Source organism: Paenibacillus glacialis (genome assembly GCF_001637205.1).
GTDB lineage: Bacteria > Bacillota > Bacilli > Paenibacillales > Paenibacillaceae > Paenibacillus_AQ > Paenibacillus_AQ glacialis.
This window is the reverse complement of sequence record NZ_LVJH01000070.1, coordinates 411692-431979: the sequence shown is the minus strand read 5'-3', so window position 1 is coordinate 431979 and position 20288 is coordinate 411692. Positions and strand designations below refer to the sequence as shown.

Sequence of the window (20288 nt, the reverse complement as noted above, 5' to 3'; positions counted from 1 at the left end):
CCTTTAGCTCTACATGTATTTTTAGAACTTATTCTTATTACTTATTATCTTTACTCCCAAACTATGTTATAGTCTATGAGAATTTTATTGTTGTTGATTCTATTTCAACTTAGATTCGAACAAGGGGGGATTTTAAAAATGAGAAAAGTTGTGATTATTGTTACAATAATTACTGTTCTAATTATTGTTGGCATTTATGCAACTCTTCAGATTAAGTACAACACACTTGAAAAAAGCTTAAGTGATCATTTGATTTCAGTAGAGGGATATTCTGAATCTGATATAATTAGTATTAAAGCAAAACTTAGTTCTATGCCAAAATTCCCCGTATATGTTAGATTTGCAGATGACCCAGATACTGATTATATTTTTACAGATAGAGATGCATCGACCTGGACACAATTAGACCCTAAAAAACCACAACGTTTAAAGAAGGGAAATAACTAGACAAAATAAAGGAAGGGAGCTAAACAATGCTTCCTTCCTTTATTTTTATTGGTACCCATTTAATTTACATCCATTCTTTGCGCAGAGAGTGGCTGCGTGGTTTGCAATGATCAATGGATACGACACACGTTCGGATGTGTTTGAAGAAAACGGAGGAAGCACGCCGTAAGCGTCAAATACTATCCAGCTATAATAGCCTGCTTTAAATCATGAACGCAGAAAGCGAATAAATGGTTTGTGTACTTGACGATAAAATCAAGACTAATTTAAGATACACACATCCTAACGATAGAATAATTTCTTTGAACGTACAGGATTCTCAAAGTGTCATAGATTTATGGAAAATTTTGAAAGAAGTTATGATCCCAAATGATAGACTTTTTATTTCAGAAATTGAATTACATACATCAGCAGAGTTATTTATGGTATGTTGTGAAGGACTTTTTTCAAACGTACTGGCAACGTTAAATCTAAAGGTAGCATATCAGAGATAGTTAATTCTTTTGTGGATCTAACGCATCAAGGCGGAAAGGTGCCCTACCGCTGATTTTCATTTTAATAATAAACGAAAGACCACAGAGACATACCGCCAAAGGGGTCTCTATTTTTATTTAACGAAGCATATTTATAACCCTCGAAACATGTTCAATGTCTGCGAAAGGCACCCACGTAGGACCTTCTTTAGTTCTAATTTTAGCACGGCTAGAGGCTGTGAATGCTTCTGCCACTCCGGTTATTATTTCTCCATTATGGAGCCTTACAGCGACTTTTTGATTACTTGCTACAGCTATACGCAATTCATCCTTCACGTCCATAAAATCCCTCCCGTTCATGCATTTAATATTCTGCCGATTCATGTATAAAACCTTCTTACTTGGAAAAATATTTTTCTTGAATAAAGAACATTCGTTCGCATACACTACAAACAGACGTTCGTGTTTACGGAGGCGAAATATAGATGAAGAAGTCTCGAACAATAATGCTTATCGACATGCAATCATTTTATGCCAGTGTGGAGAAGGCTAGAGTACCTTCTTATGAAAACAAGCCATTGGTAGTGGCTGGAGACCCAGAACGTAGATCGGGTATTATACTGGCAGCATGTCCTCTCGCTAAAGCATTCGGGGTAACGACTGCTGAGCCACTATGGCAAGCTCTAAAGAAGTGTCCAGAGCTGATTATTGTAAGGCCACACATGCAAGAATACATTGATGTTTCTATGCAAATAAAAAGGATAATTGAGTCGTTTACGGACCTCGTTGAGCCATATTCTATTGATGAAATGTTTGCAGATGTCACGGGCAGCCTACACTTTTTTGATGACGATCCGATTGATTTAGCAAGGCAAATTCAAAATAAAATCTACCTTGCGACAAGGGTCGTGGCTAGAGCAGGGATTGGTGAAAACAAAGTGATCGCTAAGCTCTGCTGTGACATGATAGCGAAAAAGAACACTGATGGAATATTTTATTTACAGAAAAGCGAACTTTACAAACACATCTGGCATAAGCCGGTCAAAGACATGTGGGGCATCGGATCGAAGATGGAAAAGCACCTGTGGAAGATGGGAATAAACACTATCGGTGATCTGGCACAGACACCTTTGTTTAAGCTGAGAAACAAGTGGGGCGTAAACGGTGAGGTAATTTGGAGGGTGGCAAACGGTCTTGACGACTCCCCGGTAACATTAGCAGCTCATAATGTCCAGAAAGACATTGGAAATGGGATGACCCTTCCTAGAGATTACAGCCAAGCATGGGAAATAGAAGCCGTTCTTCTTGATATCTGTACAGAGGTTTCAAGGAGAGTAAGGAAAAAGGGATTAATGGGAAGTATAGTTTCTGTGGGTATTTCTGGCGCTGATTTTGACTATCCTACAGGATTTCACAGACAAATGAAGCTAAGCGATCCTACAAATATAACGACTGAGGTATACGACGTTGCAAAGAAACTTTTTCATAGGTATTGGGATAGGCAACCTGTTAGAAGAGTGAGTGTTTCGTTATCCGAGTTAACCAGCGCTGAATCTTATCAGTTAAGCCTGTTTGACGATAAGGAGCATCAAAGAGCTATTGATAAGGTTATGGATGAGATTAAAGAGCGCTTTGGAGAAATTTCGATACTTAGAGCTAGTTCTTTAACTTCAGCAGGTCAAGCAGTTGATAGAAACGCTAAGATCGGAGGACATTATAAATGAGTAAGAAGCTTAACGGTAATGGTTTATGGGAAAGTAGTCGGATGATGCTGCCGCAACACAAAGTGGCAATAATAGAAGATCAATTAAGACATAGCTATGTAACCCAGCCTGATTTAGATGAACAGGAGGTTGAACAGATAGAGGGTGTTTTGGCTAGGTCTTTCCGTGAGAGTCGCTTTGTCACGCTAAAGTTATTTGGGGACCGCAAGGTAATCGAGCTACAAGGGGTGGTTACTGTAGTGCAGACGTACCGAAGGGAGATAAAACTGGCGATGGGGATAGGTGAGTGGCAATGGGTACAGATTAAAGATATAATTTCTGCTGAGTGAAGTTCTATATCCATACTCTTCTAATCGTACCTACGAATTTTCCCAATGCATTATAATGAAGGGAAATGAAAGAAGAGATGTTTTCTAAAAGGAATAGCATAGTGAAGTTTGTAATGAAATACTAACAATAGTTCGTTGATCCAAGGTAGCATTAATGGGTCGCAGTGACAGCGGATTCCGATTGTGGTTATAATAGAGATAAGTATAGTTGATCTTATTGGAATGATTTCGTCTAAAAAATCACTAAAAAAATAACATTCCCTGCGAATACCTACGAATGTGGACGATAAAACAGAAGCTATTATACTTTTAAAAAACGGATATAATAACATTAATGAATGGTCGTAAATGCTGGCGACTAATGAAACAAGATGTTCTATATTTAATTTCAATAGGCGGTGGCTATATAATGAATTCAATTTATTTGGACCATGCGGCTTCTACACCTATTCATCCAGAGGTAGCTAGTGTCATGATGAAGATTATGACTGAACAATATGGTAATGCTTCAAGTGTACATACGTTTGGAAGAAGTGCTAAACGTATGTTGAACGGAGCACGAGATCGAGCTTGTGCTTTGTTGGATTGTTACCCTGATGAACTTGTATTTACAGGTGGGGGAACAGAAAGTGATAATTTAGCCTTATTTGGGGTATCTTCATTATTAAGCCACAAAGGTAAGCATATTATTACTTCTTGCATTGAGCATCATGCTATCTTGCATACATGTGATCAACTGGAACGTGAAGGTTTCCAGATTACATATCTTCCTGTAGATTCCACAGGTCGAATTAATCTAACGGATCTAGAGAATGCAATCACAGAGGAAACCATCCTGATCAGTATCATGTATGGTAACAATGAGGTAGGTACTATCCAGCCTATCCATGAGATAGGTGAATTAGCACGTAGTCGAGGTATTCTGTTTCATGTAGATGCGGTGCAGGCATTAGGTGCTGTTCCGATTTCTTGTAGAGAGTTGGCTGTTGACCTTATGAGCTTCTCAGCACATAAGATTAATGGTCCTCAAGGCGTTGGGGCACTTTATGTTCGTCGTGGTATACAATTGAATGCTCAGTTGTATGGGGGGCTTCAGGAGAAGAAACGTCGTGCAGGAACAGAGAATATTGCTGGTACTGTAGGCTTTTCCAAAGCAATCGAGCTTGTATATGACCAATTCCAAGTTCGATACGACTATTATTTACTGCTTAGAGATACATTGCTGGGTGCATTAGAACGGGAAGTTGGTCGTGAATTCTATATCGTGAACGGTCATTCTACGGAATTTCTACCACACATTCTCAATATTAGCTTTCCTGAAGTCGATTCGGAGACACTTCTCATGAGTATGGATATGGAAGGAATTGCTGCAGCAAGTGGATCGGCTTGTACTTCTGGTTCATTAGAATTATCGCATGTACTGAAAGCTATGAAACTTCCTGAGGAAATTTTGAAGTCGGCGATTCGATTTAGCTATGGTTTGGGTAATACTATTGAAGATATGGAATGTACTGCCCGAATTATTGGAACCATTCTTCAGCGTATACGTAAGAGAGATCATAGGTAATTCCCCGACGATGGATAAGGAGGTATGAATAGTTTCCATTTCATCCAAGAAATCATGTTATAGCAATCAATGTACGAAAATAGCTGCTGTGATTTCAAATTGATGATGGTGAGGAGGGTTCTTGCCTTGAAGCTTCAAGAAATGATTGGAATTTCGGTGTTTGATGTGGAAGTGGGCAAGGAGATTGGCAAAGTATGCGATTTCATATTAGATGCCCATTGGACAATTGTGGGCTGTGAACTTGAACGTAAAGCGTTATTCTCCAATATGGTTAACACAATCGATTGGAATGATATTGTCGCTTACGGTGAAGATGCCGTAATGATTCGTAATCAACAGGCTGTTCGTAAGACGAAAGCCGACAACATACAGTTCACCTATTCTCTGGGGAAGAATAAGCTGAAAGATTTACCTGTCATAACGGAGGAAGGTCTCATACTTGGCAGGATATCAGATGTTTATATTGACCAGGAAGTGGGCAATACAATAGTAGGTCTGGAAATAAGTGATGGTTTTGTCACAGATATAATTGAAGGACGAAAGTGGCTACCTTGTACGTCCGATATGGTTGTTGGAGAAGATGCTATTATAGTACCTCCGATGAGCGAGGAACGTTTAATAAAGCCACTTATTCTGGAAGCGGATAGGTGAAAATAATGAAGTGTCCTAATTGTAATTCGAAAGATATCGGAAAGATTGGATCTCATCAGTTCTATTGCTGGGGTTGTTTCATCGAACTAACGGTTAACGGAGAGAAAATGTCCGTATACCAAGTAGAGGAAGATGGAACATTGAGTTCTCTGGATGATTTATTCTTTGGTGCTGAAGAAATTCCTCAGGATTTTCCTCATATACATGTCTCTTCTTAATTGTATGAGGTTAACTAAATAGATTGAACTAAAGACGAACCCTAATCATTCATGATTTTTTTAGAAAATGATTGAACTTGTGAGCGCAAACTTTAGTACATTCTATATACCTGTGTCATGTATTTCTTACATACCCTTAAACACCTTTGATTCGTGGCCAATACTTTTGGCAGTGAATCAGAGGTGTTTTTGCATAGCATAATATAATTGAAGAGTGTCCTTCTATAGATTATTCTGCAAGTTCTGTACATATACTACTTGTAGAAGCTAGTCCGAAAAGGAGGAAGAACGGTTGGAATCCATGTCACACAACAAATGGTTTCGATTAATGATTTGGGTACTTCTAGGTCTGATTATTATATATTTTATATGGTTACTACGTCCTTTATTTATGAATATCTATCATTTTCTAAAAGTCATTCTTGCTCCATTTATGGTAGCCATGATCATATCGTATGTTCTTAATCCGGTCGTAAGTATGCTTCAGAATCGAAAAGTACCACGTATTATAGCTGTCCTTCTCATATATGCAGTGTTCATATCCTGCCTCGTGGTCATTCTCATGAATATGATCCCTATGTTTATTGAGCAGCTAGATGAATTGAATGAGCACCTTCCAGAGATGACCATGCATGCTCAAAGTTTCGTGACGAATTTAAATTCTAATCTTCTTCCATCAGGGGTCCGAGCAGGTGTTATGGATTGGTTCTTTCAGTGGGAAGATCGACTGGCACATGGAATATCTGCTTTCATGAATAATATTGGAAATACAATTAATGTGGTTCTCAACATATTTATTGTACCTTTTCTTATATTTTATATTTTAAAGGATTTCGATGTGTTCGAACGGACGGTGGTATCCTACTTACCGCGTTCAGGACGAAAGACCATCGTTGTTGTGTTAAAAGAAATCGATAGCGCACTGGGTAGTTATGTCCGTGGTCAGTTCATGGTCTGTCTTATTATTGGCGTGTTTGCTTATATCGGGTATATGATCATCGGTATGCCTTATGCACTATTGCTTGCGAGTGTAGTCGCAGTTTTTAATGTCGTTCCTTATCTGGGCCCCTTCCTAGGAGCAGCGCCCGCGGTTGTAATGGCATCTACGGTATCTTTCAAAATGGTACTGCTAGTGATTGTAGTCAATACCGTGTGTCAAGTGATGGAGAGTAATGTAATTTCTCCTCAAGTTGTAGGTAGGAAGCTACATTTGCATCCTGTACTTATTATATTTGCGTTATTAGTCGGTGGAGAAATTGCAGGTGTCGTAGGACTTATTCTTGCTGTTCCTCTATTGGCTGTTGTTAAAGTTATTATTCAGCATCTCTTCGCTTATTATATCAAGCGAAAGACCGTGTGATGCTGGATTGACAGAAGCAAGCGACGTCTATATACTTGTACTGATAATGAGCAAAAAATGACAAATCGACGATGAAATGAAGTACGACGGTGTTCCTTAACCAGAGAACAGACTCCTTTATGGTATATAGTCATGAAGGCTGAGAGAGTCTGAAAGTGTAACCGTCCGAAAGCTAATTTCGGAGTGTGAGCTAAATTCATCGGGTGGACCCCGTTAGAAGCCGTAACAAAGGCGATCGCTAGACATGGACGAGTGGATGACTTGGACTGAGGCGATAACCAGGGTGGTACCGCGATATAATCGTCCCTGAATATTCAGGGGCGTTTTTTGTGTTTTGAGGCATATATGCTAGAACTATATGATGGAGGCGTTTGATATGAAAGCAAGTGAAATTCGTTCCAAATGGCTGGAGTTTTTTGCAGAGAAGGGACATAAAATTGAGCCGAGTGCTCCTCTAGTTCCCCATAATGACCCATCCCTTTTGTGGATCAATGCAGGTATGGCTCCATTGAAATCTTATTTCGATGGACGTGAGAAGCCAGATAATCCACGAATTGCAAATTCGCAGAAATGTATACGTACTAATGATATCGAGAATGTAGGTAAGACACGCCGTCACCATACTTTTTTTGAAATGCTAGGTAACTTTTCTATTGGTGATTATTTTAAGGAAGAAGTTATTACATGGGCTTGGGAATTTCTAACGGATAAGAAATGGATCGGATTCGACCCGGAACGCTTATCTGTGACAGTATATCCTGAAGATGAGGAAGCTTATAAGTTCTGGCATGAGAAGATTGGTCTAGCTGAGAATCACATTGTGAAGCTGGAAGATAATTTCTGGGATATTGGGGAAGGCCCATGTGGTCCTTGTACTGAAATTTTCTATGACCGAGGAGAAGCTTATGGAAGTGATATGTCTGATCCTGAGATGTTCCCGGGTGGAGAGAATGAACGTTATTTAGAAGTGTGGAATCTGGTCTTCACACAATTTAACCATAATAAAGATGGCAGTTATACGCCATTACCAAATAAAAATATCGATACGGGTGCAGGTCTAGAACGATTGGCTTCGATCCTGCAGAATGTAGACTCCAACTTCGACACGGATTTGTTTCAACCCGTTATTCAACAAACGGCATCATTAACGAAAGTGAAGTACAACGATAGTGTAGAGCAGGATGTGGCTTTCAAAGTGATCGCCGATCATGTTCGTACGGTTGCATTTGCTATTGCTGATGGTGTGTTACCTTCAAATGAAGGTCGAGGGTATGTTATTCGTCGCTTGCTTCGTCGTGCGGTCCGTTACGGAAAAGTGTTGGGTCTAGATCGTCCATTCCTATATTCGTTAACAGAAACCGTAGGGAATGTTATGGGTGGTTATTACCCTGAAGTTGTCGAGAAACGTGAATTCATTGAAAAAGTGATTAAAACAGAAGAAGAGCGTTTCCATGAAACATTATCCGATGGGTTATCCATACTAGAGGAAATCAGTAATCAAGCGAAGCAACAAGGGCAGGCTACCATTAGTGGGAGTGATGCTTTCAAACTCTATGATACGTATGGATTCCCGTTCGACTTGACGGAAGATTACGCAACAGAACATGGACTTACAGTAGATAGAGAAGGCTTTGATAACGCAATGCAAGAACAGCGTACGCGTGCACGTGCTGCAAGACAAGATAGTGGCAGTATGCAAGTTCAAGGCGGTATTCTTTCAGATCTAACGATTAAAAGTGAATTTGTTGGATATAATGACTGCGTAACCGAGTCTAACGTCTTGGCAATCATCGTGAATGACGCCCTAGTTGATAGTGTATCAGCCGGAGAAACTTGTCAGGTTATACTCGATGTCACACCGTTCTATGCGGAAAGTGGAGGACAGGTCAGTGATCAGGGACTGTTACGAGTAGGCAAAGTTACGGCCAAGGTAGAAGGATTATTCAAAGCACCATTAGGTCAACATGTACATCGAGTGGTAGTAGAAGATGGGGAGTTAAAAGTCGGCGAAACACTTAAAGCGGAAGTTAGTCGTGAGAAACGTTCTGATATTGTGAAGAACCATACGGCAACGCATTTACTTCATAAAGCTCTTAAAGAAGTGTTAGGAGATCATGTTAACCAAGCCGGGTCTTTAGTGGATACTCAACGATTACGTTTTGACTTCTCACATTTCGGTAGTATATCTCAAGAAGAGCTTACTGATATTGAACGCCGTGTAAATGAACAAATCTGGCATGGTCTTGATGTCAATATTGAACTTAAATCGATTGATGAAGCGAAGTCTGCAGGCGCTATGGCGTTATTTGGTGAAAAATATGGTGACATTGTAAGAGTTGTGCAAGTTGGAGAGTATAGCCTTGAGTTATGTGGTGGATGCCATGTAAGTAATACTTCACAGATTGGTATCTTCAAATTAGTAAGTGAGAGTGGAATTGGTTCAGGGGTAAGACGTATTGAGGCTGTGACTGGACGTTTAGCCTATCAGTACATGGAAGGACAACTAGATATTCTGAAACAATCTGCAGACCTTCTTAAATCCAATCTGCATGATGTGCCTAAACGTATTGAAGCATTACATGTACAGCTTAAAGAGGTAAGTCGCGAGAACGAGTCACTGCAGAGTAAAATGAGTACTATTGAAGCAGGTAAGCTTAGTGACCAAGTTCTATCTGTAAATGGTGTAGAATTACTAGCGGTTCGTGTCAATGCTGGAAGTATGGATGGTCTCCGTTCTATTGCAGACGAGCTTAAAGAGAAACTTCCGAATGCTGTCTTAGTTCTTGGTGCAGCGATGGATGATAAAGTAAACTTTGTCGTATCAGTACCTCAAGATTTAGTGAAGTCAGGTCTCCATGCAGGCAAGCTGGTAAAAGAGATTGCAACTGTCTGTGGTGGTGGCGGTGGTGGTCGTCCTGATATGGCTCAAGCTGGGGGCAAGGATGCAAGTAAGCTTGACGAAGCTTTGAAATTGGCAAATGAACTCGTGGCTCAAAGTCTTAAGGTATAAAAATAGGAGAAATTTCGGTTATTTTTCACATGGGGATTTCCTTACAGCACAATGAATATGTTATGATAGGGACTGTAAACAAATATTTCAGATTGTATTCGCTAAAACATGTTTAATGATGTTTTAAAGAAGCGAGGTGTCGTGAATGGATTCCATGGATAAGACAGTCAAGTTTAATGTTAATGGCGATGAGTTAGAGGTATCTTCGAAGGAGATTCTTCTAACGGTATACGATGCTTTGGCGGAGAAGGAATATCATCCGATCAACCAGATTGTCGGCTATCTTTTATCCGGAGATCCTGCTTATATACCGCGCCATAACAATGCTAGAAGTCTCGTGAGAAAGAAAGAACGAGATGAATTGATTGAAGAGTTGGTAAGATTTTATTTAGCCAATCACCGTTAGGAGAACTTGATGAGAATCATGGGGTTGGATTATGGGGATCGCAAAATTGGAGTGGCAGTTAGCGATATGTTTGGTTGGACTGCTCAAGGGCTTGAAGTTATTGAACGTCGTCGCGAAGGGATTGAGTTCGAACGAATTACGGCTCTGGTCCGTGAGCATGACGTTGCTGAGATCGTGGTTGGCTTACCCAAGAATATGGATGGTACAGTAGGTTTCCGGGGAGATATTTGCATGGAATTCGCAGATAAGCTAAAGGAAATTCTGAACCTACCCGTTCATTTATGGGATGAGAGGTTAACAACAGTATCTGCAGAACGAACATTAATTGAAGCCAACGTCAGCCGAAAGAAACGTAAACAGGTCATAGACAAGATGGCAGCCAGTTTGATTTTGCAAAACTATTTAGATTCTAAGAGCATAAAGTGAGGGTGATATAAATGGCTAATGACAATATGGGTAGAGAAGAAGAACCGGAAATTATATATATTCCCGATGATGAAGGCAATGAAGAAGAATTTGAAGTGATTATGAAGTTCGAAGTAGATGATTCCGATGCAAAATATATGATGGTAGTACCCGTGGATTCAGAGGATGAAGAGACTGATGAAGTCTATGCATTCCGTTATGAGGAAGATGAAGTTGGGGACGATATCAAGCTGTACATGATCGAAAGTGATGAGGAATGGGCAATCGTTGAAGAAACCTTCAATACGCTTGTTGCTGAACTCGATGGAGGGGAATTAGATGACTGAGATTTCTAGTGGTCAGGTTGAATGGAGTAGTCGTCTGAAAGAAGCTTTCGGTCCCACTGTGGAATTGGAAGATGAAGAAGGCACAACATCTGTATATGATCTAACAGCTGAATTTGTAGTTGGAGATCAAAGTTATGCCGTTTTACTTAATGTAGATGATGATAGCGATGAATATGATATTCTGAAAGTTATCACTTCTGCTGAGGGGAATTTAGAACTTGTAACCATTGATGATGATGAGGAATGGGAGAACATCGCTGAATTATACGATGAATTAACATTCCCTCAAGACAACGATATTTAGTACGTGTATACGTTACGAATATCGTAGTGTACAACTCATTCCAATAGGAAATGCCGGAAGGGTGGATTTTTCCGCCCTTTTTGGCTGTGAAGGGAGGGGATTTCCATGAAAGCTAGATTTGAAATATTTGGTATTATTCTAGTGCTTATAGTGTTGGCTGTAGGTGGCGTGGCATTTTATATTTGGAACGGCATGCAACCCGTTAAGAAGTCCGATGAAGTTGTTAAGTTTACAATTGAGCAAGGAATGGGTACGACTCAAATTGCCAAACTGTTACATGAGAAAGCATTGATAAAAAACGAAATGATATTCATTGGATATTTAAAATGGAAAGATCAAGGAAGTCGTTTTCAAGCTGGAATCTATGCAACCACACCTGGAAAGTCAAACGATGAATTAATAGCAATGCTAAATAATGGAGATGTCGTAAAAGAGGAAATGATTCGCTTCACGATTCCTGAAGGATATACGGTTGTGCAACTGGCAGACAAGCTTGATAAAGAGGGATTTGTAGATGGTACGACCTTTTTGAAATTAGCTAACCAATCTTCCCAAGCTATTGAGACTTTAGCTGCAGTCATACCAAAGGACGCTGAAATTAAGCATGCACTAGAGGGATATCTCTTTCCGGAAACCTATGAATTGAAAAAGGGAATTACGGAAGCAGAGATTATTAAGACGATGACTACTCAACTAGAGAAGAAGCTGAATAGCATTGAGAATTGGGAACAAAAGATGAAGCAACGTGGGCTAACGTTACATGAATTGTTGACCATATCATCTTTGGTGGAACGTGAAGTTGTTGTGGACTCAGAACGTTCACTAGTCGCAGGCGTTATTTATAACCGATTAAAGAAGGAACAAAAACTTGAAATTGATGCGACGGTGCAATATTCGCTAGATAAGCCCAAAGAGCGTCTTTTTTATAAAGATTTAGAAGTTGAAAGTCCTTATAATACTTATTTGAAAAAAGGTCTTCCACCGGGTCCTATATGTAACCCAAGTCTTGCTTCGATTAAGGCAGCACTTGATCCGCAACCTTCTGAGTATTTCTTCTATGTGACTAAAAAAGATGGGACTCAAACGCATTTGTTTGCTAAGACGTATAAAGAACATTTAGTTAATATTGAAAAAAGTAAAAGTATGTCAAAATAAAAGAGGTGCAACAATGGTTAACAAACCAGAGCTTCTGGTAACGGCAGGATCTTTGAATGAAATCGAACCTTTGATAAACGCTGGGGCAGATGCCCTATTGATTGGAAATGATCGATTCGGGATGAGGTTAGCAGGAAATTTCTCGATCGAAGATATTCAACAAGCTGTTGCGCAAGCACATGCTCGTCAAGTAAAAGTGTATGTGAGTCTTCAAAGTTTGCTGTCTAATGATCTATTAGACGCTCTTCCTGATTATGTGAAAGCATTGGGGAATGCTTGCGTGGATGCTGTCGAATTTAATGATCCGTCTGTATTAATGGCGGTCAAAACTTACGCTCCACAGATGAAGCTTCATTGGAACGCAGAGATGACGACTACAAATTATGCAACAGCAAACTATTGGGGACGCCGAGGGGCTAATCGAGTAGTATTTGCCAGAGAACTTAATATGGATGAGATTACTGGAATGAAGGGTCATCTTGAAGTGGAATCACAGGTACAGATTCATGGTATGACGAATATCTATCATTCTAAGCGAAGTTTAGTAGGAAGCTATATGTTACACCAAGGTAGACCCATTGAGGGTGGTAGTCTTGGTAAAGAACGAGGTTTATTTCTACTTGAAGCTGAGCGTCCAGGGGAGAAATTTCCTATATACGAGGATATTAACGGAACTCATATCATGAGCTCAGATGATATTTGTATATTGGAGGATTTACATTTTCTTTTAGAAGCAGGTGTGAATAGTCTGAAGGTGGAAGGGTTGTTAAAGCCTTTATCCTACAATGAGACCGTTGTAAGAACTTACCGACAGTCGATTGATACTTATATGGCTGACCCAGCGAACTATAAATACCAGGAGCAGGATATGGATAATATTCGGAAGGTACAAAACTCCGACCGAGAACTGACTTTTGGATTCTTTTATAAAGAACAGGTGTATTGATTACAGATAGATGTGAGGTGGAACGGAAAATGGAAGTCATGTCTCAACCTAAGTATACGGGCAAGCGATATCGTCTAGACAAACCGGAACTTCTGGCTCCAGCAGGCAACTTAGAGAAGTTGAAATTCGCGGTACATTATGGTGCCGATGCAGTCTATATCGGTGGACAGATGTACGGCTTACGTTCGAATGCGGACAATTTCAGCTTTGAAGAGATGCGTGAAGGCGTTGAGTTTGCTCGGAAGTATGGAGCTAAGGTGTTTGTCGCAACAAATATTTATGCACATAATGAAGATTTAGAGGGTATTGAAGCCTATTTACGTAATCTTCATGAAGTTGGGATTGCAGCTATTATTACAGCAGACCCTGCGATTATTGAAATCGCCCAGCGGGCTGTTCCTGAGATAGAAGTACATTTGAGTACGCAGCAATCTACGATGAATTGGCAATCAGTGAAATTTTGGAAAGAAGAGGGCTTGCCACGTGTTGTATTAGGACGCGAAGTAAGCTTTCAAGAAATAGCTGAAATTAAGAAACATGTGGATGTGGAGATTGAAGCATTTGTTCATGGTGCGATGTGTTCCTCGTATTCTGGTCGTTGTGTACTTTCAAACCACTTCACAGATCGGGATTCCAATCGCGGTGGTTGCTGCCAATCATGTCGTTGGAGTTATGATCTATTTGAAGAGGCACCTTCGAATGACGTATGGGTCTCCGAAGAGGATGCTCAGGATCAAGAAGAAGTATCAGCGTCCAAGAATGGTGTAACACCAAACCCATTATTTCAACCGGAAGATAATGCATTCACCATGGGATCTAAAGATTTATGTATGTTAGAAAGTATCCCTGAGCTTATTGAAGTTGGGATTGACAGCTTCAAGATTGAAGGGCGAATGAAATCACTGCATTATGTAGCTACAGTCGTTAATGCTTATCGACAAGCGATCGATTCCTATATGGCTGATCCAGAACATTATGTGCTGAAGCCTGAATGGGTAGAGGAAATCAATAAAGCGGCAAATCGACCGGTGAATACTGGGTTCTTCTATGATACACCTGATCATGAAGATCACATCTATGAGCCTGAAGAAAAAGCCACTCCGTACGATTTTGCAGGATTAGTATTAGAATATAATTCTGAGGACGGCAAGGCACTCATTCAGCAGCGTAATCATTTCAAGCCTGGACAAGAAATAGAGTTCTTTGGACCTGGGGGAACTTTTTTCAAACAACGCGTAGATACGATATGGGATGAGAAAGGTAACGTGTTGGATGCAGCTCGTCACGCCATGCAAAGAATAGTTATCAAGGTTGATCAACCTGTACATTATTTTGATATGATGCGTTGTAAGAGAAAGTAATTATGTAATTTTGTTTTTCTAAAGTTTCATTTTAGTAGAGTCTTTGTCCTTGTGGCGGAGACTCTATTTTTTTTGTAAAATTAGCTTAAATTTATTTGTTAATATATAAAGGATTTTTAAGTGATATTGTCGAATATTAACATTTAACATAACATAATCATTTTTTTGTTTTTAAGATATGTCATACATACTACATACTGGCGGGTGAATGTTTATGGGAAAAGACCGAAATAGCAACAAGAACCAAGACCAACAAATGTCAAAGGGATTGAATAAGATTGGAAGTTTTTTTAAGGATAGAGGTAAAAAACCGAATAAATCATCAAATTCCAAAAAAGAGATTAATGGGTTAGCTTGGACTAGGTTAAACCCTTCGAAATCTGTTGGAGTTAAGTTATTTTTAATCTTTTTTACAGCCATTGTGGCGTTTGTGTTGCTCGTTGGAGTTATGTCTTATATAAAGGCTAAAAGTACGATTGAGGATACGGCAGTGAATGCTAACAAACAGACGATCATTCAAACGTCCGAGAAACTAGATATTATTCTGGGACAATATGAAGATATAGCGCTTCAAATATTTTTTGATTCTGAGATGCAGGTTATTATGAGAGACCTATCTAAACCTGGGCAGGATGAGTATGAAAAGTTTATGACGAATAAGAAAGTTAGTGATAAATTAAATGCTCAAATCAATGCAAACGACAAAATTAAAGGAATAATTATCATTCCACCAGAACTTGAAGTACTACCAATGACAAGTGGAACGATTATGACGAATTTAGATACAATTCGTTCCGGGCCTTGGTTTGAATCATTGACGGGTAAAACAGGATCCACGTGGATCCCAACAGAGTCTGGAAAGAATGGCGAGGATAACTTTAAAGTGGCACGTGCGCTTAATACCATGAATGGTAAGAGTAAACCATTTGTAATTATCATCGAATTAAAACCAGAAATACTGGGAGATCAGTTGAAGAGCATTGATTTGGGTAGCGGTAGTAAGTTAGAGTTAAATACTAACGAAGGCCAGATTGTTGCTTCTAGCGTGAAAGAGAAGGCAGGCGTGAAGACGAAGTTCACATTCAAGATCGATCAGAAAGAAGTTTCGGGTGATCTGCACGCTAACGATGAGAATGGTAATGCTGTTCTAGCTGTATATAGTACACTTAAAACAGCGGGCTGGAAACTGATAGCAACGATCCCTACCTCAGAATTGGTGAAGAATGCTCAAGGTATTCTTAGCTTTACGATAGGGTCTGCAATAGCCGTTGCAGTTATCGCGATTTTTATTGGTATATTGATGGTTCGCATGATTGCGCGTCCACTTATAAACCTGAGGAATCTCATGATTGAAGGTTCGAAGGGGAATCTGAAAGTTAGATCTCAACATCAATCTGGAGATGAGATTGGACAACTCTCGGGTAGCTTTAATACGATGATGGAACAAATCACACTGTTAGTGAACCAGACCAATAATACAGCACAAGAAGTTCTGGACACGGCTAGTGAATTGTCAGATGCATCGCATAAAACGGCTATATCGGCTCGTGAGATTGCTGTTGCAACGGAAGAAATCGCTAATGGTGCGAGTAGTCTTGCGACAGAAGCGGAACGGGGGAACGAACTCACAGATCATATTTCGCAGCAGATGCAAGTGGTCATAGCTGAGAATGTTGAGATGGGAAAAGCAGCTCGAGATGTTGAGAATTCCAGTGAGCTAGGCACACAGAAATTGAGTGATTTGCTGGATAAGACCCATCAGACAGAAGACATGACGCGTTCCTTAATGTTGAAGGTGGATGGTCTAAAAGAAACAACGATGTCTGTTGGTAAAGTCCTTGAAGTATTGCAGAATATAACGAAGCAGACCAATATCTTATCACTAAATGCAACCATTGAAGCTGCTCGTGCAGGTGCGGCTGGTAAAGGGTTTATGGTGATAGCAGATGAAATTCGTCAATTGGCCGATCAATCCAGAAAGTCCATTGAAATGGTTGGTCAAATCACTGAACGAATTATGAGTGAAATGAATGAGACTGTAAGTGCGCTTACTGAAGCTTATCCACTCTTCCAGCATCAAATGACAGCTGTGAAGGAAACGAATGATATTTTCGTATCTGTTCAAGGGCAAATGGGTGAATATATTCAGCGCTTAGATTCGGTAACAACGTCAATTGAAGGATTGAATCAGTCACAATCAATCTTGTCAGAAGCCATGTCTAACGTCAGTGCAGTAGCTGAAGAGTCTTCTGCTACTTCGGAAGAAGTCGCTTCCCTCAGTAATGAACAACAAAGTATCGGGAATCAATTGGTGCAATTATCCAATAAATTGGAGAACGTATCTACTGAATTGAAAGATGCATTATCTCGATTCACAGTGTGATTATTAATTTAATGAAGAGTTCTCGAGTGCCATATAACTGGCATTCGAGAACTCTTCTTTTTTTTTTGGCTGCATTAGTGGTAAAGAGGACATACTAGGTAAAAAGTCAGAAGAGGAATACTTATGATACTCAAGCAAAAAAAACGTATTTTTTATCTTATGGTGATATTGACTGGAATCATGGTTATTCTATTAATTCGATTAGCATACATCCAATTTCTAATGAGAATATCGTTATTACCTCAAAGTAGATATACGCTTCAAGAGATGTCCACTATCCAACGAGAACGATCAATCACGCTAGATTCAGGACGAGGGAGATTCTATGACCGGCATGGCTTGTCATTAACAGATGAGACGATTCCAGTGGTTGTATTATTTCCGATGGACAGAGGGATGCCTCAGAGTCACGCAATGGATTCAAAGGTTGAGGAGATCTCAGAAATTTTAGGAGTAAGCTCAGTCTCTTTTTATAAATTATGGGGTGATTTACGGGAGCCTTTGATCTGGCGTAGTAGTAAAGGTGGAGATCCTCTGTCTTTAAATACATCTCAGGCTAACCTCATTACGAAAATGAACGTGAGTGGAATAAAGGTGTTGCCATACAATAAAAGATATAATAACAATTTATCAGGGGAGCAATGGCTTGGCTTCTTGACACAGCCGAATGAGAAGCTTAATCATACTAACAGTGGAATTCAAGTGAAACAGGGTGGGGCAGGTCTAGAAAGGACATTAGAAGCGCTTCTGAAGGGAATAGGACCAACGTTTGCTTATTATACTGTGGATGGAAAAAATAAGCCTATTTCGGGTACTGGTATTAGAGTAAAGGCGCCGGACAACCCGTATTACCCATTGCGTTTTATAACTACAATAGATAAGAGCCTTCAGCAGCAAATAGAAAAACTAACAAAACAATCAGGTATGAAACAAGGAGCGGTGGTTGTACTTGATACTTCCAATGCAGATGTCGTAGCCATGGTGTCCGCACCATTCTACAATCCTCTGGCTATTCATCCAGAACAAGGTGAATGGAATAACAAAGCATTGCAGGCAGTAACACCGGGTTCAATCTTTAAAACAGTCATAGCAGCCGCAGCCTTGGAGGCAGGCGTGACATCCACCCAAGAGAAATTTCATTGTACCGGACATTATGGAAAGTATGGACTATCTTGTTGGAAAGAAGAAGGACATGGAACGTTAACACTTGAACAAGCATATGCTCAATCATGTAATGTCGTGTTTGCTTCGTTAGCAGAAAGGCTTACATCAGAACAAATTCAAGATACTGCTCAAGCAATGGGATTAGGTAAAAGGGTAGGTTGGGAGGATCACGATATTCTTGGACTTTCTCAAATGAAGCCTTTCGATCATGAGGAATCTGGGGTTGTTTTTGCACCTTCTTCTTATCTACTTGATGGTGGAGTTAGAGCTCAGTCTGGTATAGGACAACGGGATGTGACAATGACTCCATTACAAGCGGCTAACTTAGTGGTAAGCCTTCTCCATAAAGGTCAAGTCCAGGCACCTCGAATCTTAGAACGTATCTCTTATCATAATGGACAAGTTATGAAGAAGCTGACTTCTCATGCTTATCCAAAGACTGAGCGTAGTATACGACCTGAGACAGCAAGACTTCTAACCTTATGGATGAGAAAAGTAGTTACAGAAGGAACTGGACAGTCCTTGTCCACTTCTGAGTGGCCGTTAGCTGGTAAATCTGGAACAGCACAAGTTATATTGAAGGGAAACCCTAAGAATAATCAATGGTTCATTGGTTATGGTCCTGTAAATCAACCGAAATATGCTGTTGCAGTGTTGTTTCAACATGTATCTCCGGATACAAAGAATAAAGCAACAGCACTTTTTGGTCAGATTATGGGTTTGTTATCTTCTTCAACGGATTCATCTTCTGATTCGGGTTGGTGACCCATATCAAAGGGAGATACTTCGAATTCTTCACGTGGTAGCCTAATCCAACGCTTAAGATATCCTTGCATAAGTAGCTCTTTGATTAGAATGAGTAGTATAGGGGAAAGAATTAACCCTGCAACTCCAAACAGAGATAATGAAATGATCATAAATGAGAGCATTAAGAAAGCAGATGTTACACCGATAGAATTACCTGCGATTTTGGGTTCTAACAACTGTCGCGTGATGAGGATAATAATAAGTAAGACACCTAGACCGATAGCAAGACCTACATTTCCTACAATCAGTAGATAGACAATCCATGGAATGAAGATGACCGGCACTCCGACCAACGGTAAAATGTCAAGTAATGCGCAGATTAAAGCTAGTGTCAATTCATTTCCAGTACCTAATATTAAGAGACCGATGTATAACAGTACGAAAGAAATGATGACCATAATCATCTGTGCCTTAAGGTAGGAACCAATGGATTTGAATACGTTATTTTTAAGGAATGCAAAGGCGTTCTTAATCGTCTTAGGTGATTTGTCGCTAGCAATGCGACGCCATGATTCAATTTCAATGCTCAAGAAGAAAGCTAAAATAATGGCGATAGCAAAGTTACCAAGGAAAGATGAGAAGGAAGTGACGCCACCAACAAAATATTTGAAGAAATTGATCATGAGATCAGATGCGAAATCGGTTAAAAGCGTGAAATATTCATTCATCTTTTCCGTGAGGTTGGGTGGTAGAAGGTTTAGCTTGTTATGTATGAAATTTAGTGACTGCGTGAATTCCCATTGAACTACTTTAGTGTAGTAGGGTAATTTATCTTGTATTTGTGAGATTTGGGAAATGGCAATAATTCCTGCTCCCAAGATGATCCCTAGAATGACAAGAACAAATAACAATACTGAAATAGCAGAAGAGAGTGCCTTATTTAATCCTCTTTTGTGTAGAAACTTAGCAAGTGGTTCGATCAATAAGAAGATGATAAAGGATAAGAAGACAGGGGTTGCTAACTGATATAGTTTGCTAAAAATAAACATAGTTAAAAACACAGTTAATGCAATCAATCCAATATCAAAACATGTTCGCCAATACTTTTTATAAAGCGGTAGCATAGTCTAAAAACATCTCCTTTATCAATAGGATAAATCATACTATATTTCATTGTACACGATATCAAAAAAATCGCCTATCTATTCCAAGGATATGATAAAATAATAGATGGTGATTTTTGATTCGATCACTCGTTAAAGCATAACAAAGTCAATCAGAGAAAAGTGGG

Annotated in this window: 19 protein-coding genes; 17 read left to right on the top strand and 2 right to left on the bottom strand. The window is 39.7% G+C overall.

What is annotated here, in order from left to right; all coding sequences use genetic code 11:
* The first annotated feature begins 138 nt into the window (after window positions 1–138).
* Window positions 139–447 carry a DUF3139 domain-containing protein gene (locus tag PGLA_RS24700; RefSeq protein WP_068537849.1) on the top strand — a complete coding sequence of 103 codons (309 nt, stop codon included), beginning with the start codon at window positions 139–141 and terminating at the stop codon, window positions 445–447.
* Window positions 448–1058: 611 nt separating this feature from the next.
* On the opposite strand, the gene PGLA_RS24690 is transcribed toward PGLA_RS24700, so the two are convergent.
* Window positions 1059–1262, bottom strand: coding sequence for a hypothetical protein (locus PGLA_RS24690; protein ID WP_145939659.1), 204 nt, complete (start codon window positions 1260–1262; stop codon window positions 1059–1061).
* Between the two features lie 143 nt (window positions 1263–1405).
* On the opposite strand from PGLA_RS24690, the gene PGLA_RS24685 reads away from it, so the two are divergent.
* The 16 genes from PGLA_RS24685 to PGLA_RS24610 all read left to right on the top strand — a co-directional run bounded on the left by PGLA_RS24685 (window position 1406) and on the right by PGLA_RS24610 (window position 19015).
* Window positions 1406–2644, top strand: coding sequence for a DNA polymerase IV (locus PGLA_RS24685; protein WP_068537846.1), 1239 nt, complete (start codon window positions 1406–1408; stop codon window positions 2642–2644).
* Window positions 2641–2973 carry a YolD-like family protein gene (locus tag PGLA_RS24680; RefSeq protein ID WP_068537845.1) on the top strand — a complete coding sequence of 111 codons (333 nt, stop codon included), beginning with the start codon at window positions 2641–2643 and terminating at the stop codon, window positions 2971–2973. Before PGLA_RS24685 ends, PGLA_RS24680 begins: the two co-directional genes overlap by 4 nt.
* A gap of 409 nt (window positions 2974–3382) precedes the next feature.
* Complete coding sequence (locus tag PGLA_RS24675; RefSeq protein ID WP_068537844.1) at window positions 3383–4540, top strand: cysteine desulfurase family protein; 1158 nt, start codon at window positions 3383–3385, stop codon at window positions 4538–4540.
* Window positions 4541–4666: 126 nt separating this feature from the next.
* Entirely contained in the window at window positions 4667–5191 is a 525-nt protein-coding gene (locus PGLA_RS24670) for a PRC-barrel domain-containing protein (RefSeq protein ID WP_068537843.1), read from the top strand.
* Between the two features lie 5 nt (window positions 5192–5196).
* Complete coding sequence (locus PGLA_RS24665; protein WP_068537842.1) at window positions 5197–5409, top strand: hypothetical protein; 213 nt, start codon at window positions 5197–5199, stop codon at window positions 5407–5409.
* Window positions 5410–5710: 301 nt separating this feature from the next.
* Entirely contained in the window at window positions 5711–6769 is a 1059-nt protein-coding gene (locus PGLA_RS24660) for an AI-2E family transporter (protein WP_425415422.1), read from the top strand.
* Between the two features lie 376 nt (window positions 6770–7145).
* Window positions 7146–9779: an alanine--tRNA ligase gene (gene alaS, locus PGLA_RS24655; protein WP_068537840.1), complete on the top strand. Its 2634-nt coding sequence runs from the start codon at window positions 7146–7148 to the stop codon at window positions 9777–9779.
* Window positions 9780–9924: 145 nt separating this feature from the next.
* Window positions 9925–10185, top strand: a complete 261-nt coding sequence (locus PGLA_RS24650) for an IreB family regulatory phosphoprotein (protein WP_068537839.1) — start codon at window positions 9925–9927, stop codon at window positions 10183–10185.
* 9 nt (window positions 10186–10194) lie between these two features.
* Window positions 10195–10611: a Holliday junction resolvase RuvX gene (ruvX, locus tag PGLA_RS24645; RefSeq protein WP_068537838.1), complete on the top strand. Its 417-nt coding sequence runs from the start codon at window positions 10195–10197 to the stop codon at window positions 10609–10611.
* Window positions 10612–10622: 11 nt separating this feature from the next.
* Complete coding sequence (locus PGLA_RS24640) at window positions 10623–10937, top strand: DUF1292 domain-containing protein (RefSeq protein WP_068537837.1); 315 nt, start codon at window positions 10623–10625, stop codon at window positions 10935–10937.
* A complete protein-coding gene (locus PGLA_RS24635) occupies window positions 10930–11241 on the top strand; it encodes a DUF1292 domain-containing protein (RefSeq protein ID WP_068537836.1) in 312 nt (103 codons plus the stop codon). The genes PGLA_RS24640 and PGLA_RS24635 overlap by 8 nt, the downstream gene beginning before the upstream one ends.
* 105 nt (window positions 11242–11346) lie before the next feature.
* Window positions 11347–12396 carry an endolytic transglycosylase MltG gene (mltG, locus tag PGLA_RS24630; protein WP_068537835.1) on the top strand — a complete coding sequence of 350 codons (1050 nt, stop codon included), beginning with the start codon at window positions 11347–11349 and terminating at the stop codon, window positions 12394–12396.
* Between the two features lie 13 nt (window positions 12397–12409).
* Window positions 12410–13342: a peptidase U32 family protein gene (locus tag PGLA_RS24625; RefSeq protein WP_068537834.1), complete on the top strand. Its 933-nt coding sequence runs from the start codon at window positions 12410–12412 to the stop codon at window positions 13340–13342.
* Between the two features lie 29 nt (window positions 13343–13371).
* Complete coding sequence (locus PGLA_RS24620) at window positions 13372–14703, top strand: peptidase U32 family protein (RefSeq protein ID WP_068537833.1); 1332 nt, start codon at window positions 13372–13374, stop codon at window positions 14701–14703.
* Window positions 14704–14917: 214 nt separating this feature from the next.
* Window positions 14918–17086: a methyl-accepting chemotaxis protein gene (locus tag PGLA_RS24615; protein WP_245700294.1), complete on the top strand. Its 2169-nt coding sequence runs from the start codon at window positions 14918–14920 to the stop codon at window positions 17084–17086.
* A gap of 123 nt (window positions 17087–17209) precedes the next feature.
* The gene (locus tag PGLA_RS24610) at window positions 17210–19015 is read left to right on the top strand and encodes a peptidoglycan D,D-transpeptidase FtsI family protein (protein ID WP_068537832.1); all 1806 of its coding nucleotides are present in this window, start codon (window positions 17210–17212) and stop codon (window positions 19013–19015) included.
* On the opposite strand, the gene PGLA_RS24605 is transcribed toward PGLA_RS24610, so the two are convergent.
* Window positions 18958–20121, bottom strand: a complete 1164-nt coding sequence (locus tag PGLA_RS24605; protein ID WP_068537831.1) for an AI-2E family transporter — start codon at window positions 20119–20121, stop codon at window positions 18958–18960. The two genes, PGLA_RS24610 and PGLA_RS24605, sit on opposite strands and share 58 nt — an antisense overlap.
* Window positions 20122–20288 lie beyond the last annotated feature (167 nt).